Source organism: Mesorhizobium sp. C120A (assembly GCF_030323105.1).
Lineage (GTDB): Bacteria > Pseudomonadota > Alphaproteobacteria > Rhizobiales > Rhizobiaceae > Mesorhizobium.
The window spans coordinates 5024631-5048056 of the sequence record NZ_CP100476.1 but is presented as its reverse complement, the minus strand read 5'-3'; the positions used below and the strand labels follow the sequence as shown (position 1 = coordinate 5048056).

Annotated in this window: 25 protein-coding genes; 18 read left to right on the top strand and 7 right to left on the bottom strand. The window is 62.8% G+C overall.

The window, feature by feature from the left end:
- Window positions 1-21 precede the first annotated feature (21 nt).
- Genes NL532_RS24815 through lptF form a run of 3 tightly spaced genes read right to left on the bottom strand, consistent with a single transcriptional unit; the run spans window position 22 to window position 4738 of the window.
- Complete coding sequence (locus NL532_RS24815; RefSeq protein WP_023829031.1) at window positions 22-2454, bottom strand: LPS-assembly protein LptD; 2433 nt, start codon at window positions 2452-2454, stop codon at window positions 22-24.
- Complete coding sequence (gene lptG, locus NL532_RS24810; protein WP_023695591.1) at window positions 2454-3536, bottom strand: LPS export ABC transporter permease LptG; 1083 nt, start codon at window positions 3534-3536, stop codon at window positions 2454-2456. The genes NL532_RS24815 and lptG overlap by 1 nt, the downstream gene beginning before the upstream one ends.
- A gap of 2 nt (window positions 3537-3538) precedes the next feature.
- On the bottom strand, window positions 3539-4738 hold the full coding sequence (lptF, locus tag NL532_RS24805; protein ID WP_023672737.1) for an LPS export ABC transporter permease LptF: 1200 nt from the start codon (window positions 4736-4738) through the stop codon (window positions 3539-3541).
- A gap of 32 nt (window positions 4739-4770) precedes the next feature.
- Between lptF and NL532_RS24800 the strand changes: the two genes are divergently transcribed.
- The 3 genes from NL532_RS24800 to NL532_RS24790 are packed head-to-tail and all read left to right on the top strand — an operon-like array spanning window position 4771 to window position 7062.
- Window positions 4771-5064: a hypothetical protein gene (locus NL532_RS24800; RefSeq protein WP_155923815.1), complete on the top strand. Its 294-nt coding sequence runs from the start codon at window positions 4771-4773 to the stop codon at window positions 5062-5064.
- Window positions 5065-5113: 49 nt separating this feature from the next.
- Window positions 5114-6604, top strand: a complete 1491-nt coding sequence (locus tag NL532_RS24795; protein WP_023695590.1) for a leucyl aminopeptidase — start codon at window positions 5114-5116, stop codon at window positions 6602-6604.
- An 8-nt stretch (window positions 6605-6612) separates the two neighbouring features.
- A complete protein-coding gene (locus NL532_RS24790) occupies window positions 6613-7062 on the top strand; it encodes a DNA polymerase III subunit chi (protein WP_023672739.1) in 450 nt (149 codons plus the stop codon).
- Between the two features lie 6 nt (window positions 7063-7068).
- Here NL532_RS24790 and NL532_RS24785 read toward each other — a convergent pair whose 3' ends face one another.
- On the bottom strand, window positions 7069-7665 hold the full coding sequence (locus tag NL532_RS24785; protein ID WP_023693959.1) for a T6SS immunity protein Tdi1 domain-containing protein: 597 nt from the start codon (window positions 7663-7665) through the stop codon (window positions 7069-7071).
- Window positions 7666-7866: 201 nt separating this feature from the next.
- Here NL532_RS24785 and NL532_RS24780 point away from each other — a divergent pair, with 201 nt between their 5' ends.
- Genes NL532_RS24780 through NL532_RS32270 form a run of 7 tightly spaced genes read left to right on the top strand, consistent with a single transcriptional unit; the run spans window position 7867 to window position 14648 of the window.
- A complete protein-coding gene (locus tag NL532_RS24780) occupies window positions 7867-8808 on the top strand; it encodes a 3-oxoacyl-[acyl-carrier-protein] synthase III C-terminal domain-containing protein (RefSeq protein WP_245261185.1) in 942 nt (313 codons plus the stop codon).
- A complete protein-coding gene (locus NL532_RS24775) occupies window positions 8805-9809 on the top strand; it encodes an NAD-dependent epimerase/dehydratase family protein (protein WP_031203082.1) in 1005 nt (334 codons plus the stop codon). Before NL532_RS24780 ends, NL532_RS24775 begins: the two co-directional genes overlap by 4 nt.
- Window positions 9806-10630: an MBL fold metallo-hydrolase gene (locus NL532_RS24770; protein WP_023829030.1), complete on the top strand. Its 825-nt coding sequence runs from the start codon at window positions 9806-9808 to the stop codon at window positions 10628-10630. The genes NL532_RS24775 and NL532_RS24770 overlap by 4 nt, the downstream gene beginning before the upstream one ends.
- Window positions 10627-11883: a F390 synthetase-related protein gene (locus tag NL532_RS24765; protein ID WP_023829029.1), complete on the top strand. Its 1257-nt coding sequence runs from the start codon at window positions 10627-10629 to the stop codon at window positions 11881-11883. Before NL532_RS24770 ends, NL532_RS24765 begins: the two co-directional genes overlap by 4 nt.
- The gene (locus NL532_RS24760) at window positions 11880-13013 is read left to right on the top strand and encodes a GNAT family N-acetyltransferase (protein WP_023829028.1); all 1134 of its coding nucleotides are present in this window, start codon (window positions 11880-11882) and stop codon (window positions 13011-13013) included. Before NL532_RS24765 ends, NL532_RS24760 begins: the two co-directional genes overlap by 4 nt.
- Window positions 13010-14014, top strand: a complete 1005-nt coding sequence (locus NL532_RS24755; RefSeq protein WP_023829027.1) for a Rieske 2Fe-2S domain-containing protein — start codon at window positions 13010-13012, stop codon at window positions 14012-14014. Before NL532_RS24760 ends, NL532_RS24755 begins: the two co-directional genes overlap by 4 nt.
- A 52-nt stretch (window positions 14015-14066) precedes the next feature.
- Complete coding sequence (locus NL532_RS32270; RefSeq protein ID WP_196813849.1) at window positions 14067-14648, top strand: addiction module antidote protein; 582 nt, start codon at window positions 14067-14069, stop codon at window positions 14646-14648.
- 58 nt (window positions 14649-14706) lie between these two features.
- Here NL532_RS32270 and NL532_RS24740 read toward each other — a convergent pair whose 3' ends face one another.
- Window positions 14707-15864 (bottom strand): ATP-grasp domain-containing protein, encoded by a 1158-nt coding sequence (locus tag NL532_RS24740; protein ID WP_031203077.1) that lies wholly within the window; start codon window positions 15862-15864, stop codon window positions 14707-14709.
- 182 nt (window positions 15865-16046) lie between these two features.
- Here NL532_RS24740 and NL532_RS24735 point away from each other — a divergent pair, with 182 nt between their 5' ends.
- From NL532_RS24735 to NL532_RS24715, 5 genes are all read left to right on the top strand, one after another.
- Window positions 16047-16661, top strand: coding sequence for a hypothetical protein (locus tag NL532_RS24735; RefSeq protein ID WP_023684715.1), 615 nt, complete (start codon window positions 16047-16049; stop codon window positions 16659-16661).
- Between the two features lie 7 nt (window positions 16662-16668).
- A complete protein-coding gene (locus NL532_RS24730; RefSeq protein ID WP_023684716.1) occupies window positions 16669-17517 on the top strand; it encodes a 23S rRNA (adenine(2030)-N(6))-methyltransferase RlmJ in 849 nt (282 codons plus the stop codon).
- A gap of 200 nt (window positions 17518-17717) precedes the next feature.
- On the top strand, window positions 17718-18257 hold the full coding sequence (locus NL532_RS32435; protein WP_081730971.1) for a MarR family transcriptional regulator: 540 nt from the start codon (window positions 17718-17720) through the stop codon (window positions 18255-18257).
- Window positions 18245-18667 carry a VOC family protein gene (locus NL532_RS24720; RefSeq protein ID WP_023684718.1) on the top strand — a complete coding sequence of 141 codons (423 nt, stop codon included), beginning with the start codon at window positions 18245-18247 and terminating at the stop codon, window positions 18665-18667. Before NL532_RS32435 ends, NL532_RS24720 begins: the two co-directional genes overlap by 13 nt.
- A gap of 202 nt (window positions 18668-18869) precedes the next feature.
- Window positions 18870-19316, top strand: a complete 447-nt coding sequence (locus NL532_RS24715; RefSeq protein ID WP_023673457.1) for a hypothetical protein — start codon at window positions 18870-18872, stop codon at window positions 19314-19316.
- Window positions 19317-19412: 96 nt separating this feature from the next.
- Here NL532_RS24715 and NL532_RS24710 read toward each other — a convergent pair whose 3' ends face one another.
- Window positions 19413-20036, bottom strand: a complete 624-nt coding sequence (locus NL532_RS24710) for a TetR family transcriptional regulator (protein WP_031203075.1) — start codon at window positions 20034-20036, stop codon at window positions 19413-19415.
- A gap of 62 nt (window positions 20037-20098) precedes the next feature.
- Here NL532_RS24710 and NL532_RS24705 point away from each other — a divergent pair, with 62 nt between their 5' ends.
- The 3 genes from NL532_RS24705 (at window position 20099) to NL532_RS24695 (ending at window position 22535) form a co-directional block, all read left to right on the top strand.
- Window positions 20099-20626, top strand: coding sequence for a DinB family protein (locus NL532_RS24705; protein WP_023829024.1), 528 nt, complete (start codon window positions 20099-20101; stop codon window positions 20624-20626).
- Window positions 20627-21207: 581 nt separating this feature from the next.
- A complete protein-coding gene (locus NL532_RS24700; RefSeq protein WP_023673454.1) occupies window positions 21208-21597 on the top strand; it encodes a hypothetical protein in 390 nt (129 codons plus the stop codon).
- 341 nt (window positions 21598-21938) lie between these two features.
- Window positions 21939-22535: a glutathione S-transferase family protein gene (locus tag NL532_RS24695; protein WP_023829023.1), complete on the top strand. Its 597-nt coding sequence runs from the start codon at window positions 21939-21941 to the stop codon at window positions 22533-22535.
- 63 nt (window positions 22536-22598) lie between these two features.
- Here NL532_RS24695 and NL532_RS24690 read toward each other — a convergent pair whose 3' ends face one another.
- A complete protein-coding gene (locus tag NL532_RS24690; RefSeq protein ID WP_023684724.1) occupies window positions 22599-23249 on the bottom strand; it encodes an outer membrane protein in 651 nt (216 codons plus the stop codon).
- Between the last annotated feature and the right edge of the window lie 177 nt (window positions 23250-23426).

The window sequence follows — 23426 nt, the reverse complement described above, 5'->3', positions numbered from 1 at the left end:
AAACGATGTCGTCAGCCGGCTCTACTGGATGGAGTCGATCGAGCTTTGGGACGAGCCGAAATCGCCGAGCGTGCGGAACGACAGGTTGAAGCCGACATTCTGCGACACTTCCTTGGTGTTGATGTCGCGTGATTCCGAGTACGTCATCAGGTAGGTGAAGCAGGAATCATTGTAGGCAAAGCCGACGCCGTCCTTGACCAGCACGCTTTGTTGCAGGTCGTAGGTGCCGGTGCCGAAGACGCGCCAGTTTTCGGCCAGGTGTGTCGAGGCGCCGAGCGTGACTTCGTGGCGGTCGGTGGTGAAACCATAGAGCGGCTGCGCCTGGATGAAGGCGTATTTGGCGCTCAGCGAAACCGGCAGCCCGGAATAGGCGGCCTTCACCTCGGCACGGCGAACTTCGAAGGTCTGCTCGTCGAAGCGGCCGCTGAGCGAACCGGAGAAGCCGCTCGGGCTGCTGAAGCCGACAAGGCCGACATAGTCGGAGGTTGAAGTCTCCAGGCCGGAATCGGCGCCCGCATTGACCAGATCCGGTGAATCGAACGAGTTGCGCCCGCCCAGCTGGTAGGATTGGCCAAAGATGGCGTTGGTGCCCCAGCCATTGTCATAGGCGCCCGAATAGCGGAACCCGACATTGGCGCGGCTGCCGCCTTCGACGCGGTCGTAGCCGGAGAACTTGTCGCGCTCGAACAGCGTCGTGGCATCGAAGACGAAGCTCTGTGCGTCCTCGTTGGGAACGGCGAGCCCGCCGACATACTGCTCGTTCGGGCGCATGAAGACCTGCGCCATCGGCTCGACGATATGGCTGGAGCCGGCCATCGAAAACAGCACCGGCCAGCGCATTTCAAGTCCGGCGGTCGCCATGTACCGGGCGAAGGAGGACCGCATGTCGTCGGAGGCACCGACATTCGTTGCCATCTGGTTTACCGCAGTCAGCGAAGCCGAAGAAGCGTTGAGATAGTCGACGTCGCCCTGCAGAGCCAGAAGGGGCGTCAACTGCAATCCGCCGTCCGTGGTGAAGGTACGCTTCCATTCGGCCTCGGCGGTGAGGCGACCGGAGTCGCCCTCGATGCCGCGCACGCGCTGGACGCCTGAGCCCGGCACATAGGGGGTAAAATAGGCCTGATCGAGATCGTCGCGGCGGATGATGCGCGCATTGACGTTGAACGACAGCTGGCCGCCGGCCACCGACATGTCGGGGATGTAGGCATAATCGAGCGACGGCAACACCCAGGGCTGCTTGTCGCTGCGCGATGCGACGTTGCCGTCCGGTGTGTTCTCCTGAACCTGGAAGCGCATGGCGCGCACATCGAAATAGTTGCGGTCGTTTAGGCCGGTCAGGTAGACCGACGATTGATGCACGGCGTCGTTGTAGCCTTCGATCGTATAGGTACGCGAAAAATTCTTGTCGGTCTGAAGCAGGATATCCCAGCCGAAGTCCCAGCGCGGATTGATGGCGAACTGGCCCTTGGTGCCCATCATGCCGCGGAACTTGTTCGGATCGCCTGCTGGCCCCGAATTGACATTGTAGCCGCCGGGGAAAGCCGCGAAATCACGGAAAGCGCCAGGGTCCTGCTGGTTGATTCCGGCAAGCTTCAGCGTGTATTGGCCATTGTTGAAGCGCTGGCGCCACTCGGCCTCGCCGAGGAAACCCTGCTTGGTGTAGCCGCTGCCGGTAACGGTGAGGTCGTAGGTCGGCGACAAAGCGAAGTAGTAGGGGACTTTGACGCCGCCGCCGAGACGATTGTTGTAGCCGATGCTGGGGATCAGGAAGCCACTTTTGCGCTTGACCGTCGGGTCGGCGATCTCGAACGCCGGCAGATAAGCCAGCGGGAAACCGAAGAATTCGAAATTCGCGTTCTCGAAGCGAACCGTTTTCTTTTCGCCGTTCCAGATGATCTTCCTGGCTTTGATCCGCCAGGTCGGCGCCTTGTCCGGCTTGTCTTCGCAAGGCTCGCAGGCCGTATAGACGCCGTTGTGGAACGTTGTCAGCACGCCGCCCATGCGCTCGGCGCTTTCGGCGGCGAAATAGGCTTTTTCGGGCGTTTCGACGCGCAGCGCATTGACGAAACCGTCAGCGAAATCGTCGGTAATATCGATATGCTGCGAGTTGATCTTGGTGCCGTCGCTGTTGACGATCTCCACATTGCCGCTGGCAACCAGCCGCTTGGTGTTTCGATCATAGACGACGCGCTGGGCGACGAGCTTGTTGCCGCCATAGTCGATCTGGACGCCGCCGATGGCGGTGACCGTCTGGTTGTCATTGTTATAGACGAGCGTGTCGGCCGCCAGCAGCATCTGGGAGCCGGAGGGAACCTTCGTTGCCACGTCGGTGACGTCCTGCGCCAGCGCAGGGGCCGTCAGCACGCCACAGGCGAGCAGGCATGCCAAGGCGCTCGCCGAATAGAGGCGCGCCAAACCGGCCTGCCTATGGCTGCGCAAAGCCGCCTCCCTCACTAGCCGTCTTCCTTGTATAGCAGGAATGTCACCCCAAAGAACATAGCCACGACAACCGGAACCCATGCAGCCACGGCTGTGGGCACGAATCCCGCCACGCCGAATGCCTTGACCAATACCGAAACGACATAAAGCAGAAAGCCGGCGAGGACGCCACCCAGAATCATCGTTGCCGACTGCCCCATCCTCGCAAATCGCATTGAAACTGTTGCCGCAATCAGCGTCATGGCCACAAGCAGGAACGGTAACGCCACCAGCGAATCGAACTGCATGGCGAAGGCATTTGCCTTGAGGCCGAAGGAGCGGGCAACCTCAATCTTGCCGGGAAGGTCGTAAAACGGGATGGTTTCGGGGCGCGCCAGCCGTTCCTGCACGAATTCCGGCTTGAGGTTGGTCGGCAACTGGTCGGTCGTTTCGGAACGGATGTTGCCGTCCTTGAACACCTTGACGTCCTGCAATTCCCAGTAGCCGTCGCGCAGAAAGGCCCGCGCCGCGTCCTTGCGCTCGACGATATTGCCCTGCGGATCGAGGACGAAGAACACGGTGTCGGCCATTTCCAGGCCCTGGTTCAGGATGGCGCGGGCGCCGATGATGGTATCGCCGGAGTTGGTTTTCTGGCGGATCCACGGCGTGGCATCGGCCGCCACCGCGTTCGAATTGCCGGATCGCAGCTGGTTTTCCATCTGCTCCGACCATGAGAAGCCATGCGCGGCGATCGGATTGAGCACGCCGACCGACAATATGCCGAATAACAGCGCACCGATGCAGCAGGGCAACAGAAACTGCCAGGCCGACACTCCGGCCGAGCGCGCAATCACCAGCTCGTATTTTCGGTTGAGCGACACCAGCGTCGCCATCGCCGAGAACAGGCCGACGAACGGCACCGTCTGCAGCATGATCATCGGCATCCTCAGCGCCGAGATCGCGACCGCCGTGCCGTAGGTGAAGCCCGGCAGGCCGGTGATGCGGCCGGACAGCTCGGTGAAGTCGATCAGGAACACCAGCGCCAGAAGGCCGATGAAGAACCAGATCGTGATCGACACGTAGCGAAAGAAGAAGTAGCGGCCCAGGGTCCAGCCCATCGTCAGGCTCCCTGGCCGGATGTGTAGCGCCGATTGAGGCGCAGCTTGAGCGCCGTCCAGCCATCGCTGACGCGGCCGGCGAAATTCGTCATCCAGTCGGCCCAACTGCCGGGCAGTTCCATGCTTCGCGAGGTGACGATGAACCAGATGGCGACCGCCGAGGCGATGACCGGCACGCCATAGACCATATAGGCGTATTGCGGGATCTTGTCGGCCTTGCCGGCGGCAAAGAAGCCCAGCCAGCGCACGAACAGCGCAATGGCGATGGCTGTGATCAGCGGGTGGATGCGCGCCTCGCGGTGTGAGCGCGCATCGCCTGCCACGGCCAGCGCGATCAGCGCGAACACCAGCGAATAGGACCATTCGGAAAAGCGCTGGTCGAGCTCGGCCTTGTAGGCGCCGGGCCTGCGCTGGAAGATCTTGTCGTTCGGATCCGGGTTGAGCAGGTATTGCGTCGTTCGGTCCTTGGGCAGGAGCATGATATCGTTCGCCGCCGACATGAAGGCGGAAAGGTCGAAGGCGTAGGACGTGAAGCGGATGACCGACAGGTCGCCGGTCAGCGTCTTGCGATGAATGACGCCGTCATTCATCATCAGCACCTTCTCGTCACCCTTTTCGACGACGCTGCCGCTCTTGGCATAATAGATCAGATTGGCGCCTTCCTCGCGCGAATCGGCCACGAAGATGCCGCCGAGCCGGTTGTCCGGCAGCCGCTCGCCTATCTGCAGGAACAGCCCGTCGTCGATCTTGCGGAACGTGCCTTCCTGGATGATCAGCGACAAGAGATCGGCGCGCGAGGATGCTATCAGCTGGCGGTTCTTCTGCCTGGCATAGGGTTCGACGCCATTGTCGACCGCGAAGGAAAAGACGCTGGCCGCCAGCGCGATCAGCAGGACCGGCCGCACAATCGTCCAGCGCGAGGCGCCGGCGGCGTTGATGACGGCCAATTCCGAATCGGAGTTCATGACGCTGAGCGTCTGGGCCACCGCCACCACCAGGGCGAATGGCACCACGATCGGGATGATGGTGGGGATGATGAGGCCCGCGACCTCGAAAAAAGTGAGCGCCGATTGGCCACTGTCGGTGACCAGGTCGATGCGGGCAAGCACCTGCGTCGTCCAGACAATGGCCAGCGTCCAGATCAGCGCAGCGAGAAACACCGCCAGTGCGCGACGCATGATGTAGCGTTCAACGACCTTCATGTAAGGCTTTTCTCGATTTGCCGAACGGCATCATGCCCGCCGACAAGGTAGTCGTCCGGCTGCGGCTGTACAACTGGGTGCGTTTGGCCATTTCTTTCAGGCGGTTCGATCCGATTCTCCGTCCCACATCGCCCGTTCCGCAGGCCGGAGTGTCGGCGGCAATGAATAAGAAAGGGAGAACATCGATGGTTAACAACAGGTTGCGGCAGGAAAGCGGAGCCGTGCCGCGACGAATCGTTATCGATTCCGCTGCGCATATGATCCCTGATTCCGGCAAAGTCTTGCCAAATCAAGGAAAACGACCAAATGTCGCGCATCTTCCCTGAGAATGCATTTTTCCTGAAAATCTGAGCCGTTTCCCGAAAGCAGGACCTGATGACTTTGAGACCATTGATCGCCTTCGCCAAATTTGCCGCACCCAAAAAGGGCAGCATCATCGTGCTGGCGGCCGACGATGGTGGTCTTGGCGAACCGGCAAAGGCCTGCGACCCCTCAGGAACGCTGGCGCGGGCGTTTCCGGTGGCGGAGTTTTCCGGAAAATTCGCCGGTGTCGTCGAAGTGCTGGCGCCGCAGGGAACATCGCTCGACCGACTGGTGGCGGTCGGCGCCGGCAAGGTCGCCGGCCTCGATGACTTTGCCTGGCTGAAGCTTGGCGGCACCATCGCCGCGTCCCTGCGCAAGGCAGCGGAGGTGGCCGTCATCCTCGATGTGCCGGGCGCAAAGATTGGCGGCAGGCAAGCGGCGAACCTTGCCGCCGGCATCATTCTTCGCAGCTACTCCTTCGACAAATACAAGACCAGGAAAGACAAGGACGATGCCGAGCCGAAGAAACCGGTCAAGGTGACCATCCACACCGCCGATCCTGCCGCGGCGAAAAAGGCCTTCGCCGACGAGGTTGCGGTCATCGACGGCGTGCTTCTGGCGCGCGACCTTGTCAACGAACCGGCCAATACGCTCGGCCCGATCGAATTCGCCGCCCGCGCCAAGGAACTGGAAGCGCTCGGCGTCGAGGTCGAGATCCTCACCGAGAAGGAAATGAAGAAGCTCGGCATGGGCTCGCTCCTCGGTGTCGCGCAGGGTTCGCCGCGCGGCGCCCGGATGGCTGTCATGCAATGGAAGGGCGGCAAGGCCAAGGACGCACCGGTCGCCTTCGTCGGCAAGGGCGTCACCTTCGACACCGGCGGCAATTCTATGAAGCCGGCCTCCGGCATGGAAGACATGAAGGGCGACATGGGCGGTGCCGCGGCCGTCATCGGGCTCATCCAGGCGCTGGCCGCGCGAAAGGCCAAGGCCAATGTCGTCGGCATCGTCGGGCTGGTGGAAAATGCCGTCGACGGCCATGCCCAGCGCCCCGGCGACATCGTCACCTCGATGTCGGGTCAGACCATCGAGGTGCTCAACACCGATGCCGAAGGACGCCTCGTTCTGGCCGACGCGCTGTGGTATTGCAACGACCGCTTCCAGCCGAAATTCATGGTCAATCTGGCGACGCTGACCGGCGCCATCATGGTCGCGCTCGGCCAGCATTATGCCGGCCTGTTCTCCAACAATGACGAACTTTCGGACAGGTTGACGGCGGCCGGCCAGGCGAGTCAGGAGCGGCTGTGGCGCATGCCGCTTGGGCCCGAATACGACAAGCTGATCGATTCCAAGAACGCCGACATGAAGAACATCGGCGGCCGCTATGGCGGCGCCATCATCGCCGCGCAGTTCCTGCAGCGCTTCGTCAAGGAAACGCCGTGGGCGCATCTCGACATCGCCGGCACCGCGATGGGCTCTCCGCCGAGCGAGATCAACCAGTCCTGGGGCTCGGGTTTCGGCGTCAGGCTGCTCGACCGGCTGGTGCGCGACAATTACGAGGGATAAGGCAGGGAATGGCCGATGTCCTGTTCTACCACCTGACCGAATCGACGCTGGAGGATGCGCTTCCCGGCCTGCTCGAGCGCAGCGTCGATCGCGGCTGGCGCGCCGTGGTGCAGACAGGGACCGAGGAGCGGCGCGATGCGCTCGACCTGCATCTGTGGACATTCAGGGACGATTCGTTCCTCGCGCACGCGACCGACCGTGAAGCCCATCCGGCCGAACAGCCAATCCTGCTCACCACGAGCGACGCCAACCCCAACCAGGCGCAGATACGCTTCCTCGTCGATGGCGCCGCACCCGCCGATCTCGCCGGCTACGAACGCGCCGTGTTCCTGTTCGACGGCCATGACGCGGCCCAGGTCGAAGGGGCGCGGACGCATTGGAAGGTGTTGAAAGAAGCGGGCCACGCTGTCACCTACTGGCAGCAGACGCCCGACCGTCGCTGGGAGCGCAAGGCGTAAGTCGCGTTATCGGTCGCTGATCGTAACCTTGTTTATCTTCGCGCCCTGCGGGAGATCTTTCACCTGCCGATGGATTTGGCCGGCGATATGCACCTTCACAACGAAAAACGTCGTTTCCATCTCTCGCAGACTCATTTCGCCGCCAAGCACCGGCGGCTTCTTGAAATCATAGCATTGGCCGGCTGCCGGAATCAGTCGGTTCTTTCGGGCGGCAACGACAAGGCCCGCCAGCAGCAACTCGTCGCGGCGCGCTTCATTCTGCAAGTCGGCCTGAAATTCCGCCCAATGACCCGCAATTCTGGTCAATTTCCCGTCGAGCATATCGAGATGACGAACCGACCCGTCGCCGGCACGGAAAAATATGTCGCCGAAAGCTGACACCGCAGCTGGTTCAAGGCCATCCAGTCCGATCCACTTCCAGCCGTCCAACGCTTCCGCGACTTCGTTCGCAGGTGGTTCGATAAAGAGGAACTGATAGTCATGGGGCCATTCGGCTCTGATCAAGCCCCCTGTATTGGCTCTGTTGGCCTCGGCTTTTCCTTCCTGTCTGGCGTCGGACGCGCCAAAAATTGAAGAAATAAAGCGGAAAAAAGATCTGGCCATAATCGCCCCCGTACGGGTCTTTATACTTGCGAGAGATTCTAGCCGCAATCCACTGAAGGCTCCATAGTTCCCACGCATTCGTCTTGATGATGGCCATCACATTGGATCCGTTTTATGGATTGACTGGATGCAGGCTCATTGGGCGGGCTGAGAATGCGGATCAGGATCATCGGAACCGGGCGGGCCGTGCCGGCTCGATGCGTGACGTCGCGCGCCCTCGATGCGCGGCTGGGGTTTGGCGATGGACATTTCGAGGCCGCGACCGGCGTCATCGAACGCTATGTCTGCGACGCCGAATCGCAGGTCGACCTTGCTTGTGCCGCAGCCCGTCTGGCGCTTGCCGATGCCGAACTTGAGGCAGGCAGTGTCGATCTGGTCATCGGCGGTTGCGGCGTGCCTTACCAGCCGTTGCCGTCGACGGCGCCGCTGGTCATGCAGCGCCTCGGCCTTGCCGATGGGTCGGCGGCCGCTTTCGACGTCAACAGCACCTGCCTGGGCTTCCTCACAGCCTTCGAGACCGCGTCGCGCCTGATCGAGGCCGGGCAATGCCGGACGGCGCTGGTGTTCTCGTCTGAAATCGCCTCGCGCGCGCTGCCGTGGCAGGACCAGCCGGAAATTGCGGCCCTCTTCGGCGATGGCGCGGCGGCCGCCGTGCTGCAACAGGCAGCCCCTGCCGAGGGTCGAGTCGCGGCCAACCTGATGCGCACCTACCCTTCCGCCTATGAGGCCTGCAGCATCGGCTCCGGCGGCACCCGGTTCGACTTTCATCGTGAGCCTGAGGAATTCGCCCGCCACAGCCTGTTCCACATGGAGGGTAAGGAACTGTTTCGCGTCACGTCACGCCATTTCAACGGCTTTGTAGCGGAGTTGCTCGATCGCGCCGGCTGGCGGCACGACGATGTCGACCTCGTCGTGCCGCATCAGGCGAGCCCTTTGGCGCTCGCCCACATGGCGCGCCAGACCGGCTTCGCCAGGGAAAAGCTCGTCGACATCGCGGCGCGCTACGGCAATCAGATCGCCGCTTCCATCCCGTTTGCGCTCGATGTCGCACGCCGCGAACAACGCATTGGGCCGGGCGCCAAGGTGCTGTTCCTCGGCACCTCGGCCGGCGTGTCGTTCGGCGGCATGGCGCTGGAAGCATGACCGTGGGACGCGTCCTCGTCACCGGCGCCAGCGGCTTCCTCGGCGCGCATATCATGGCGCGGCTGGCGGCAGTGGGCACACCGGCGCTGGGTCTTGGCAGGGACGCCAAACGCTGCGCCGCGCTCGAAGCCGCTGGTCATCGGGTCGTTCGGCTGGATTTGTCTCAACCATTCGATGCAGCTGCCGCGCGCGCTCTCGACGGCGTCGATGCGATCATCCACTGCGCGGCACTTTCCGCGCCCTTCGGCAGGTTGGCGGATTTCCAGACGGCAAATGTCACAGCTACCCGCAACCTCAGCGATTTCGCGCGCGGGCAAGGCGTGCGCCGCTTCGTCCATATCTCCAGCCCGACGGTCTGTTTCGCCTATCGCGACCAGCTCGGAGTTTCCGAGAATGCGGCCTTGCCCCCTCCGGTCAACCACTATGCCCGCACCAAGCGGCAGGCCGAGGAGATCGTGCTGGCGGCGCCTGAGATCAGCCCGGTGGTGCTGCGGCCGCGCGGCCTCTACGGTCCCGGCGATCGCACGCTGCTGCCGCGTCTGCTGCAGGTGGCACGGCAGCGCCCGCTGCCGCTGTTTCGCGACGGCAGGGCGCGCATCGATCTCACTTATATAGAGGATGTCGTCGATGCGGTCTTTGCCGCGCTGTCCGCCGGGAGCGCTGCCGAGGGACAGATATTCAACATCTCCGGCGGCGAAGTGGTGCCGGTCCGCCGCATTGCCGAGGCGGCCTGCGCCCGCGCCGGCGTGCAGCCGCGCTGGCGCAGAATGCCGCTCTGGCCCGCCATGCTGGCGGCCGGGATAGCGGAGACGGTAGCGAACATATTGCCCGGCCGCCCGGAACCGCCGGTGACGCGCTACGGTCTTGGCCTGTTCGCCTATGCGCAGAGCCTTGATCTTTCCAAGGCAGGCCGCATCCTCGGCTGGGCGCCGAAAGTGTCGTTCGAGGAAGGGCTCGATCGCACATTCGGCAAGGCGACGGAAAGCAGGGAGGCTGCGTGAAGATCGTCTTCCCCAACAGCGCCTCTGTCAGCGCAGCCGAGCGCCTGATCCTGCGCGGCGGCAGCTGGGCGAAGGTCAGGCTACGTGTCCGCTACGGCCTGATCATGCATCCGCAGGCCGGCCCCGTACTGGTCGATACCGGCTACACGCCGCATGTGACACAAGGCAGCGAGCGCAGCACGGCGTTGCGTCTTTACAGTGCGATCCTCCGGCCCCAGCTCAACGAAGCCGAGCAGCCGCTCGCGGTACTGGCGCGCTTCGGCCTCTCGCCGCCGGACGTGCGCACCGTCATTGTCACGCATTTCCATGCCGACCACATGTCGGGCCTGTCGCTGTTTCCCAACGCTCGGCTTATCGCCAATGACACCGCGTGGGCGCGGGCGAAGGCCAAGACGTCCCTGCAGAATCTGCGCCATGGCGTCTTCAAGGAACTGTTCCCGTCTGACTTCGAGGCCCGACTCGACGGGCTATCGTCGAAGCGGCAGGTCGAGTCGCGTGGCGGCGTACCGGGCGGCGCCGATCTGTTCGGCGATGGCAGCGTCGTCGCCGTCGGTCTGCCCGGCCATGCCGATGGCCAGTTCGGCCTTTTGTTCCCAAATCAGGAGCGGCCGCTGCTCTATGCTGTCGACGCGCAATGGTTGATCGCGGCCCTTGTCGAAAACCGAACTCCCGGTCTGCCTGCAACCCTGCTGGCCGAGGATGCCGCCGCGATCGAGCCGACCAGCGTAATGTTGCGTCGGTTTCTGGCGACCGGCGGCGAGGTTGTTCTTTGTCATGATCCGGCGGTGACGGCCTACGATGTGGCCGGAGAGAGCGCGTGAACGGGCCGGCCGAAGCGATCCGCTCGTTTGCGCTGACGCAATGGGTTTCGCGCAAAAGCCGCGAGAGTTTCGAGCGCTGGCAGGCGCAAGCCTTGCGCCGCTTTCTCGACCGCGACCTGCCGCGCGCGCCGTTCTACGGCAAGGCGCCGCGTCTTCTCGGCGACCTGCCGGTGACCGACAAGGCGACGGTGATGGGCAATTTCGAGCGCTTCAACATCCGCGGCGTCTCGGCCGCCGAGGCCTGGAAGGCGCAGGCCGGCGATGGCCACATTGGCGAGCTGACTGTCGGCTCCAGCACCGGCACGTCGGGCAATCGCGGTCTGTTCGTCATTTCCGAGGCGGAAAAATACCGCTGGCTGGGCACGATCCTGGCCAAGGCCGTGCCCGATCTCGTCTGGCGCCGGCAGCGCGTGGCGGTGATCCTGCCGCAAAACACCGGGCTCTACGACAGCGCGCGCAAATCGCGGCGTATCGACCTGCGCTTCTTCGATCTGACGCGCGGTCCGGAGAGCTGGCGCGCCGCCCTCGAAGGTTTCGCGCCGACGGTGATCATCGCGCCGCCGAAGATGCTGCGGCACTTCGCGGCCGAGGGCTTTAGGCTCAAGCCGCAGCGTGTCTTCAGCGCCGCCGAAACGCTCGACCCGGTTGACCGGCCGGTCATCCAGGCATTCTTTGGTCGTCAGCTCGACCAGATCTACATGGCGACGGAAGGGCTGTTCGCCGTCACCTGCCGCCAGGGCGGGCTGCATCTGGCCGAGGATTCGGTGTTCTTCGAGTTCGAACCGGCCGGCGACGGCCTGGTCATGCCGCTGATCACCGCCTTTCGCCGCCGGACCCAGATCATGGCGCGCTACCGGATGAACGATCTGCTGCGGCTGTCCGAAAAGCCATGCCGCTGCGGCTCGCCGCTGCGCACGCTGGACGAGATCGTCGGCCGAATGGACGACGCTTTCCGGCTCGCCTCGCCGCACGGGCAGCTCCTCGTCACGCCCGACATACTACGCAATGCGGTGCTCAAGGCCGACCGGCGCATCGACGATTTCCGCCTGGTCCAGACCGCTGAAGATGCAATCGAACTCAGCCTGGCCCCCGGGCTTGCCGACGAAGCCGCCACCGCCGCCCATCAGGCCGTGCGCAATTTGCTGGCGGCGCGCCAGGCGACAGCTTCGGTCAGCCTTGTTCGCAGGGACCTGCCGTTGGAGACCGGCCGCAAACTGCGTCGGGTCGAATGCCACCTGGGAGCGGCATCATGAACCGGCTCGCTATGTTGCCACTCGATCAGACGAACCGGGTAGAAAACAACCCGCGTGAGGTCGAAGCCTTCGTTCAGCTTTTTAACGAGGTGCCGGTGCGCGACCTCGTGCGAAATCTGACGGTCGCCGTCGAGGCCTTCGAGATCGCTGGCCGCTTCTTTCCACTGACGCTGAACGACAGAAGCGAGGCGCCGAACTGCTATATCTGCTGCCCGTCCAGCGCCTATATCGACTACGCCATCGACGAGACCCGCAATTTCGTCTCGTCGCCCATGCTGCAAAGAGCGATCCGCATGTTGATTGGCCTGTGCGCGCCGCTGGTCAGGATGAGCGGCCTTGACCATCAGGTTCAGGTCAACAACTGGCTCTATTCGACCAATCCGGTGCCGCTGCTCGATCGCAACGCGGTCGCGGCGATGCGCGACGATCTCACCGCGCGTTTTCCCGATCGCGCTGTTCTCATCCGCTCCCTGAACGAGATCGCCGATCCCTCGACAATTGCAGCGCTGAAGGCGGAGGGTTTTCGAATGCTGGCGGCGCGGCAGATCTACATCTTCGCAGGCGACGGTTCGGCCATGACCAACGACATGAAGCGCGACCGCAAGCGGCTGCCCACGACGCCTTTCGAGCAGGTCGGCAATGGCGACTTCACCGAGGCCGACTATGCGCGCGCCGAAGCGCTCTACCGGATGCTCTATCTCGACAAATACACGCCGCTCAACCCGCACTACACGGCCCGCTATATCGGCGAGACGCACCGTCGCGGCATCCTGCAACTGGCAGGCCTGCGTCGTCCCGGCGGTGAACTGGTCGCCGTCGCCGCTTTGTCTCAGAACGGCAGGACACTGACGCAGCCCATCGTCGGCTACGACACCGGCCTCCCGGTGAGCGAAGGCCTTTACCGCATGATGATGGCGCTGGCGCAGGATCATGCGATGGCGCACGGCCTGTTCTTCAACATGAGCGCCGGTGCCGCCGCCTTCAAACGCTTGCGCGGCGCCGTGGCCACGGTGGAATACAACGCCGTCTATGCTGCCCATCTGCCGCGCCGCCAACGCATGGCGGTGCGGATCATGGAATTTGTGCTCGCGAAGATCGGCATTCCCCTGCTCAGGAGATTTGAACTTTGAGCGACACCCGGCAGCAGAAAGACAAAGACTATTGGCAGGCGGTGATGCGGTCTGCCGACATCAAAGCCAAGCCGAAGCGCATCCTGTTCGACGGCGCGCCACTGGTGCTGTTCCGCTCGGCGAAAGGCATTGCCGCCCTCTTCGACCGCTGCGCTCACCGCCTGGTCGAACTCTCGACCGGCAAGGTCGTCGGTGGCGAGATCGAATGTCCCTATCATGGCTGGCGCTACAATGGGGAAGGGCGCTGCACCGCCATTCCCGGCCATGTCGGCGACGTCCCGCATTACCGTATCCGCCGCTACAGCGCGATCGAGCGCGACGGCGTCGTCTTCGTCTCGGCAGGCACGCCTGAGGGCGAGCCCTATCTCCATTGCATGCAAGGCAAGGATGTCGTCGTGAAGCGGGTGCGAAGCTCGGCGCGATCGACGGTGCTCGACGCCGCCGAGAACATTCTCGACGCCACTCACACCCACTTCACCCACAAGGGTGTGCTGCGCGGCCTGACCGCAAAGCGCCATCTCGTGCGCGTCGAGGTGACCGGCGGCAAGGGCTGGGTCGAAAGCTGCTACACCGGCGAGGACCGCCAACAGGGGCTGGTCAGCCGGCTGCTGGAAGGCGAGCGCGCCATGACCATCGGCCGCTACCGCCATCCCGGCATCGTCGAACTCGAATATTGGGGCAAGGGCGGCTTGGCGCTGGCGACCACTTTCCATTTGCGTCAGGCGGACGAACGGACCGTCGAAGGCGTCGGCTGGCTGATCGGCCCGCGACAGGGCCTGTTCGGCGAACTCAAGGCGCTTGCTTTCCGGCCGCTCTTTGCCTTTGCCCTGCAGCAGGATCGCCGTGTGCTGAAATCGGCCAGCGACAACGCCCGTATATCGCCGCAGGTTCAGCCGGCGATCGGCCCGCTGGATTTCCTGCGCCGCGACATAGCGGCGATCATCGACGGCAAGATGCCACCGGCGGCGGCAGAGCCGCGGGTGCACCAAATCGAGTTGTAATCTAAAGTTCACGGCACTTGATTCCAGTTCTGCTGTAAATTATAGTTCACGGATGATCGAAGTTCGATCCACTGACGAATTCCGAAAATGGCTCAGAGGGCTCACGGACATTCGCGCCGTAAAGAAGATCACCCAACGGATTGTCCGCGTTCAGGCTGGGCTGGCGGGAGACGCCAAGTTCTTCGATGGCATAGGAGAATTGCGCGTAGATTACGGTCCGGGATACCGCGTGTACTTCGTCCGGCGCGGCAACACGGTCATTATCCTGCTCTGCGGCGGTGACAAAGGCTCGCAGGACAGGGACATCGGAAAGCCAGGAAAATGGCAAAGGAAGTTTGATATGACCCTCAGAACCACACCATTCGACGCCGCCGAATATCTTGATGATGCTGAGTCTCAAGCCGAACTGCTCGCTGATGCGTTCGAGACCGGGGACGCGACTTATATTGCGCACGCCCTCGGCATTGTCGCGCGCGCCCGCGGCATGACAAGCATAGCGAAGGACGCCGGCGTGACCCGAGAGGCACTCTACAAGGCGCTGAGCGAAAAGGGCGATCCGCGCCTCAGTACATTGCTGGGCGTAACCAAGGCGCTTGGCCTGCAATTATCCGCAAAGCCAGTTAATCCCGTTTAGGCAACCTTAGCAGGACTTACGCACTCAGCTGAAAACGGGAAGTTCCGCTTCAACTCGACTAGTCCTGCTCCGGCCCATTCCACTCGATATCGCGCGTCGACGCAGCCTGAAGGCTGATGCGCTGGCGCAGTGCTGTGCCGGCGATCTCGGCCAGCGTGCGCCACTGCGCCCGCTTCGGCGCGGGGTCGCCCGGCCAGTCGAGCAGCTCATCGGCATCGTGCATCGCCTGGCGAAAGCTGCCGAGACCACCGGAGCGCAGTGCCGCCGGCATCCCGTAGATCCACATCGCAAGCCTCACCGTCTGCGGCGCCGTCACGTCGGGCTTCACCTCGGCGCCATCCTCCAGAACCGCGTCGGCGAAGCGCCGCGGATCGCGAAAGAAGTGCAGGCCGCTCACGGCGCGCGGATTGCACTCCAGTGGCAGCACCCTGCCGTTGTTCTCGCGCATCAGGTCGAAGGATATCTGGCCGGTCCAGCCGGCGCCGGCGACGAAGGTTTCGACGAAGCGCCGCGCCGCGATATCCTCGACCGGCTCGAAACAGATGCCGGCGCCCTTGCCGGCGCGATAGAGCGAACGGTAGAGCGCCAGCGCTTTGAGTTCACCCTCGATCGCCACCGCATAGGCGCTGATCTCTTCACCGGCGACGTAGCGCTGCGCCACCCAAGGAGCGGCGGGCGAGGGGCGGACGGCGTCGAGTTCGTCCGGCGATGGCCGCAGCAGTACGTCACGGGCAAAACGTGACCACACAGGTTTGAACACCAATTCGCGCGATTGGCCACGAACGCCGTCGAGATCGGCCTCGCTTTGCAGCAGTATCGTTTCCGGCACGTCGAGCCCAAGGCTCTGCGCCAGCCGGATGAAGGCATGCTTGTCGTGAACGCGGGCGAGCATCGCCATCTCGGGTGCGAAGAGGCGGGCCGGCATGGCGCGGTGCTGCCAGAGACGACCGAGATAAAAGACTTCCTCGCAGGTCGGGATAACGAGTTCGATGCCTTCCGCGCGGACAAGCGCTTCCACCGCCTTGGCATAGGCGTCGGCGGCAAAGCGCGGCGGCGGCAGGCGATTGTAGGCGGCGCAGGCCGTGCTCGCTGCGGCGATCGGCCGGGCCGGGCTGTCGGCCAGGATCACCCGGCAACCGGCGCCATGCAGCAGCCGCGCCAGGTGCAGCGCCACCGGCGCGCGGGCACCGGTGATCAGCACGGTGCTATTGGGCATGAGCCACCGGCATCGGTTGGAAAAGACGAGTCAATGCTTCTGCGGAAGGCTTCATTCGCCATAAGTGCCACATGGCTTGCGTGCCGCCAACGGACTCCACAAAGGTGGCTCCGCTGCGTCAGCCATCGCTTTTTGGCCTTCAGGGCGTTATTGGCAATCTGTCGAACACCCGGATCTCCTCAATGCGCTTTCTGTTTGTCCTGATACTGCTTGCCGGCGCCGCCATTGGCTTCGTGTATCCCTGGGCCATGAGCAATTTCTCCGGCCACGAGATCGGCACCTGGCGCGTCTACGACCAAGGACGGTTTAGGCCTGTGACGGTGACGCTGAAAGCTGGCGACGCGCCGGTCAGAGTGCTGGTCGACCTGACGGCAAAGGCCGAGCGCATTGTCTCGCAGCAGCGCACCGTGCTGACGCTGACTGCCGCCACAGCCGGGCGCACGGTGCTTGCCTCGACGCTGCAATTCAACCACGCCGACAATCCGCGCCAGGTCAGCCCGCAACTGCCCGACAAGATCTTTCGCGACGAGGCCGGCGTGATCGAAACCGTCAGTCCCGGCGCCTATCTCTTCACCGCCGGCCCGGGCGACGCCGACGATATCCCGATACGCGCAGTGGATCTGATACTGCGCTCCGGCGCCGGTGAGATCGATCAACGCGCACGGCCGGTTGGCTATGGACTGATGGCCGTCGGCCTGATCGGCTTCCTGCTTACTCTGGCTTTCGGCGGTCGCCGGCCGGAGAACCCGAACTCGAAGCCGCCACCGCCGCGTTGGGGCAGAGGCTCCTCGACATGAGCGCGGCATGAACTACCGTCACGCCTATCACGCCGGCAATTTCGCCGACGTCGTCAAGCATGTCGTGCTCAGCCTTCTGCTCGACTATCTGAAGCAGAAGGACAAGGCGTTCCGTGTCGTCGACACTCATGCCGGCATTGGCCGCTACGATCTTTCGTCGGCGGAAGCGCAAAAGACCGGCGAATGGCAAGGCGGCATCGGCCGCCTCATCCACGCCCCGATCGAAAAATCGGCGGCTGCGCTGCTTGCCCCCTATCTTGAAGCGGTGCGTTCGCTCAATCCCGATGGCGGGGTGAAGAAATATCCGGGCTCGCCATTGATCGCCAGGCACCTCATGCGAAAGCAGGACCGGTTGTCGGCGATCGAACTGCACGGCGCAGATGCCGCCAGGCTGAAGACGCTGTTTGCCGGCGATTTCCAGACAAGGGTGATCGAACTCGACGGCTGGCTGGCGCTTGGCGCGCATCTGCCGCCAAAGGAAAAGCGCGGCCTGGTGCTGATCGATCCGCCGTTCGAGGAAGCCGGCGAATTCGACCGCCTGGTCGACGGCATGCAGAAAGCGCACAGGCGCTGGCCGGGTGGCATCTACGCGCTGTGGTATCCGATCAAGGATCGCAAAGCGATCATCGCCTTCCGCAAGGCGCTCAAGCAATCCGGCGTCCCAAAACTGCTCGACATCGAGTTCGAGATCCGGCCGGCATCGCGTGAACCAAGCCTCGACGGCAGCGGCATGGTGGTGGTCAACCCGCCCTTCACGCTGGAGCGCGAACTGCGCATCGTGCTGCCGGTCCTGCACAGATTGCTGGCGGTCGAAAAGCCGGCGCACTGGTCGCTGGAATGGCTGGCCGGGGAGTAGCGACGCTTCGCAGCGGGCGACGCCCGCGGCAAAGACACAAAGTCGCTAGAGGTTTTGACGGTGGCGCCATCCGCGAATGCTCAGCTGTGTTCAACGAACCGAAACCATGGAGATGCACATCTAATCGGCTCGGCGTTGACGCTAATCCCAGAATCAGATAGATAGATATCTAATTATTAGATTTCGAATCGAATGCCAAGATCGACAGAAGAGGAACTAGTCAACGCGATAGGCTTCGCGATGTCGCGCTGGCAGGATGCCGTCGAAACGTTCGATGGGACCGTCGCCGAAATCTATGTGCTGAGCGCTGCCGAGCGCCGCTGTCTCGGTGCGATCAATCACGGCCGGCGGGGCCGGCAAACCTCGTAGCGAGGGAGACAAATCTCACGCCGGCGGCGGTCACGACGTTGATCGACCGGCTGGAAAAGCGCGGCTTCGTCAGCCGTCAGCCGGATCCGATGACAGGCGCAAGGTCATGGTCGCGGCGGGCAAGAAGACCGAGGAACTCGTCCGGCGCTGCTACCATCCGATCCTCGAGGCGGGCGCCGCATTGCTCGGCGGCCGAGATGCAGTTTTTGCTCGGCTTATCAAGAGGTCGAAGCGATGCAGAAGGCGCAGACCGAGAGGGTGCGCGGCAAAGCAAAACCGGTGCGTTGAGAGAAGGCATCGGAGGATGGTCCGGCGAAACGCCGGTCCGGTTTCAAGTGTGTACTGTCAAGGAGACCCTATGCCCCGCATGATCTTCGTCAACCTGCCCGTCGCCGATCTCGCTGCGTCGATGGCCTTCTACAAAGCCCTCGGCTTCGACAACAACCCGCACTTCACCGACGACACCGCAGCCTGCATGGTGCTGAGCGAAACGATCAACGTCATGCTGCTCACCCACGCCAAATGGCGTCAGTTCACCGATCGCCCCATCCCGCCGGCCACCTCGAGCGAGGTCATGCTTGCCGTGTCCTGCGACAGCCGCGCGGCGGTCGATGCGATGAACGAGGCGGCGGCGAAAAATGGCGGCGCCGCCGACATCAACGCCCAGCAGGATTATGGCTTCATGTACAATCGCAGCCTGGCCGATCCTGACGGCCACGTCTGGGAAGCGATGTGGATGGACCCGGCCGCCATACCGCAGGGCGACGCCAAGCAAGGCTGAACCGGGTTTCGGCGGCCCGCCGGCCATGGGCAGGCCGCTTTTCCTAATGGGCAAGGCGAGCTTTTTCGAAGGTCAGGACGTGGTTTCGCAGCTTCGCACCGGCAAAACCGGTTGCGGAGCGGGAAACCATCGTCAGGGCGACCGCTTGACCGCGCGCCGCCGAATCCGCAAAGTGGGCGCAGTCGACCTTTGAGAGGCTGCCATGACTCGCTTTGCCAAATCCGCTCTTGCTGCCCTGATTTCGCTTTGCACGCCGCTGGCCGCACCCCTCGGCCAGCCAGCACAGGCCGCCGACCTTTCCGTCTATTCCGACGAGGACAGCGGCGTTTGCGGCGAGGCCTGGGTGCTAAGCAAGATCTCCAGCCGCTTCTCCTACCAGGTGCATCACGTGCCGCATCTGCCGGATGTTTCGATCACAGATTTCCAGCGCATCCACCAGCATCGCTATCTCCCGGCCAGCGAAGAATGGCCGATCGGCCGCCGCTATTGCGGCGCCACCGTCAGCCTTTCCGATGGCCGCGCCCGCACCATCTGGTACTTGATCGAGGAAGGCCAGGGTTTTGCCTCGATCGGCGACAATGTCGAATTCTGCGTCTCGGGCTTCGACCGCTGGATGGTCTACAACGGCCGCTGCCGCGTCCTGCGCTAAGGTCGGATAAGAACCGCCGTTGAACCTGCCATCTCCCGCAAGGGGGAGATCTGATGTCGCTCCGGTTTCGCCAATCTCCGAACTGCTGCCGCTGCCTCACACCGCCTTCCCACCAGACACGTAAGCGCAGATCAGCTCGACCAACTGCTTCTGCAGCTCCGGCGCGTCGAGCATGTCTCGCCGCGCGGCATTGTGGATGACGCCCTCGACCGCTGAGGACAGCACCCGGGCCACGGTCTCATTGTCCTTTCTGCGCCTGCGATATTGCGCCACCGCCGCCGTGTAGTGATCGAGATAGCGCGATTGGAACGAGGCATGGGCGGCGCGTGAGCCGCGATCGCCCGGCGCCTCGTCGAGCAGCACCTGATGCAGCGTCGGATGGATGCTGTGCGCATCGATCATGCCGCGCACCAGCTCCTGCGCGAATCGCTTGAGCGGCTTGTCGCCTTCTGTTGATTCGGCGATCACCGACAGCACCTGATCGAAATGTCGCCGGCGAATTGCTTCGACCAGCGACAGCTTGTCGGGAAAATATTGATAGAGCGAGCCGATGCTGACGCCGGCCGCATCGGCCACCTTGTTGGTGGTGAAGCCGGCCCAGCCGAGCGCGCTCAGAACATGAGCACCGGCTTCGATGAGCGCCTCGACCGTCGCTCTCGAACGCGCCTGGCGCGGCTGCTTGCGCATGCGTGAGCGCGGCTTTGCAATGCGAGTAGACATGTCTGCTCCAGCAGCCAAGAATATAGATAACATACTCACATTTTTTGCAAAGGATATAGACCATGGACGCGCTGGATTTGCTCCGCAGCCTCTTCGTTTATCAAGCCTGGGCGAATGGTGAATTGCTGGAGAAGCTTGCGGGCCTCGACCAGCAGGAGCATATCGATCAGCGCCACACGGCGACCCGTCTCATCAACCACAACCTTGTCGTATCGAAGATATTCGCCGCGCATCTTTCCGGCACGCGTCATGGCTATGCGTCCGACAACACCGAGGACACACCGGCACTCGATGAATTGAGCGCTGATGTCGCTGCGGTGGATCGTTGGTATCTCGACTATATCGAAGCCGTCTCGCCAAAGCTCATGTCAGAGCCTGTGCCTTTCACCTTCACCGACGGCGACAGGGCGATGATGTCACGCCAGGAAATGCTGACACATGTCGTCACGCATGGCGGCTATCACCGCGGCGAGATCGGGCGGATCCTGATGCAGATCGGCATTGCGCCGCCGTGGGATACGTTTGCCGTCCACCTCCACCACGCCGAGCCTTCGCGCCGGCTGCAGGTGCGCGAACGGGTTGGCGCTTAGGGGCCCGCACCCGTTGGCTTCCAAGGGACCGCGGCTTCCCGGGAGGAGGATTCCCCGATCTTTCGTTTCCCATTTCCGTTGGGCATCTCTTGCGCCGAAGCTGGCGATCTCCCTTCTCGTCTGGGAAACGTCCAACACAACAGGCTGTCCCTTCAAGTACTGTCTTTCCTGGCTTCCATCCAACCACTTTCGATATACGAGTAAAAAGCTCGCGTTTAGTTTAGTGCTGTTCCTGCAACCGTGGGGATGAAGCAAGATCAGCCTCTGCGGTGCGATGATTGTTGCCATCCGATAGGTCGCCGATGACCGCGTGAGATCGACGGCGTTGCAAGAGAATGTGAGCTTGACGAGAAGATCGTGTGAGTCTCGATATCAGAGATTTCTCTCGCAACAGTTCGCTGCGAAGCGGGAAGATTCTTTGGCGATTTCTGTGCCGATCATTGCGATAATGCTCTCAGCGTAACCGAAACTTAATTTGCGAAATTCTATGTAATGCTTCGCTGGCTAGATACGCACGAGTCAGATATGCATTAGCTCGCCGGGTCACTCACGGCCATCGGCACAAACGCAAGGGGCATCGCATGGCAAAGACCACGACGAAGGCGCCGGCGGCGAAAGCGCCGGCAAAGAAAGCGGCACCGAAAGCCGCCGCGAAACCTGCAGCAGTAAAGAAGGCAGCACCGAAGGCAGCGGCAAAGCCGGCCGCCAAGGCAGCGGCAAAGCCGGCAGCTAAGGCAGTAGCAAAACCCGCCGCCAAGGCAGCAGCGAAACCCGCCGCCAAGAAGCCGGCCGCCAAGGCTGTGGCGAAGCCTGCTGCGAAGGCAGCAGCCAAGCCCGCCGCCAAGAAGCCGGCAGCCAAGGCAGCGGCAAAACCCGCCGCCAAGGCTCCGATGAAGGCCGCCGCCGCCAAGTCGACGGCAGCTGTGAAGAAGGCTGCACCGGCCAAAAAGCCAGCCGCCAAGAAGAAGTAACAGCGGACCATCTCAAAGCTCCCGGGAACTTTGCCGATTGGCAGATTCCCGGGAGCTTTTTTGCGGTGATTTAGGTCTTGTTTTGATGCATGTCGTTCTCTCGAAATTGACGCCACTTCTGTGAGACATGCATTGGCGATTTCATTGTCGGCGGATTGGCCGCCTGGTTTTGCCCTTCTGGCAGTTGCTCCCTCAGGGAAGATCGGCCAACACTAAGGCGGTCGCATCCGATGGGGTTCAGGCGACGCGCTCTAGACCTTTGTTTTACGCGCGTCGTTCTCAAGACCGGAGCCGCATTGTTGAGCGACATGCACTGGCCGTCCGAAAACAGGGAACCGATCATGCCGAAGCTGCTCTACGCGTCCTCATCCCCCTACAGTTCCAAGGTGCGCATGGCAGCACTCCATGCCGGCATTGCCGTCGAGCTGGTGCTGGTCAAGACCGAGGACAAGCCTGCTGAACTGATGTCAGCCAATCCCCTCGGCAAGATTCCGGTGCTGGTGCTCGACGACGGCCGCTCGATCCACGACAGCCGCGCGATCACTCAGCATCTCAACCGCGCTTCGAAGAGCCTGTTGTTGCCGCGCAATGCCGACAAGCGCCTCGAGGCCGAAGTGCTGGAGGCGCTGGCCGACGGCATATGCGACTGCGCGCTGTCGATGGTCTATGAGCGGCGCACGCGTCTGGAGGAGATGGTCTATCAACCCTGGCTCGATCGCCAGTGGACCAAGATCACCGCCGCACTCGATTTCCTCAACGCCAATCCGCCGAAGCTGCCGAAGAAGATCACGCTTGGCCAGCTGGCGTTGCGTGCATGCCTCGGCTACCTCTCTCTGCGCTTCGCCGGCAAATGGGAAAAGGGCCGCGGCCGCCTGACCCGCTGGGCAGCGCGTTTCGATGAGAAGTTTCCGGGGCTGAAGGTGGCTGTGCCGGCCTGACGGGCGAAACAAAAAAAGCCGGGCGCGAGGCCCGGCTTTCTTGTGTCGTGGCTTGAACGACAGTTAGAACTTCATACCGACGCCGAAGGTGACGCGGTTGTCGCTCTCTTTGACCTTGGTGCCGACACTGTCGAAGCTCTTGGAACCGAAGTCGGTGTAGCGGTACTCGACACGGCCGAATACATTGTCGGTGATCTTGATGTCGGTGCCGACGCCGGCCGTCCAGCCGAGCATGGTGTTGCTGTCGCTGTCGCCGGGGACCGAGACCTTCTGGTTCTTCAGGGCGCCGCCGCCGGTGCCGTAGAGCAGGATTTCCGGGGTCACGGCGTAACCCAGACGGGCGCGCAGCGAGCCTTCGAAGCCGCCCTTGGAATTGACGCCGCCGCTGTCACCCTTGACGCCATTGTAGCCGAGATCGGCTTCAGCACCGTACACGAAGTTTTCCTGCTGCCACTGGTAGCCGCCGAAAACGCCGCCGACAAAGCCCTTGGTCTTGATGTCCGGGCCGCCGTCATGGACTTTGGCATGACCGCTGAAGCCGTAGCCGGCGCTGAGACCGGCATACGGGCCGGCCCAGGAAGCGACGGGGAGCTCGGCGATCGGGGCCGGCGCCGGGGGCTCTTCCGAGACGACATCGGCAGCAAAAGCGGTACCGCTGAGGGCGAAGAGCCCGAGCGCAACCGCGAGCGGCGCGAATTTGAGATTGGTTTGCATTGTTGTTTACTCCTTAAGCCACAAGACACGTAGGCTTGTTTGTCCTGAGCGCCATCAACCCGTCCGGGGGGTGAAACGGATCTGGCACTCAACGGTTCCGAATGTCGTGTCAAAATGCGGCGGCAGCGAACCTGAAAATGGGTCATTCCCCGGCACGAATGAGGCCGAAGCTTGACG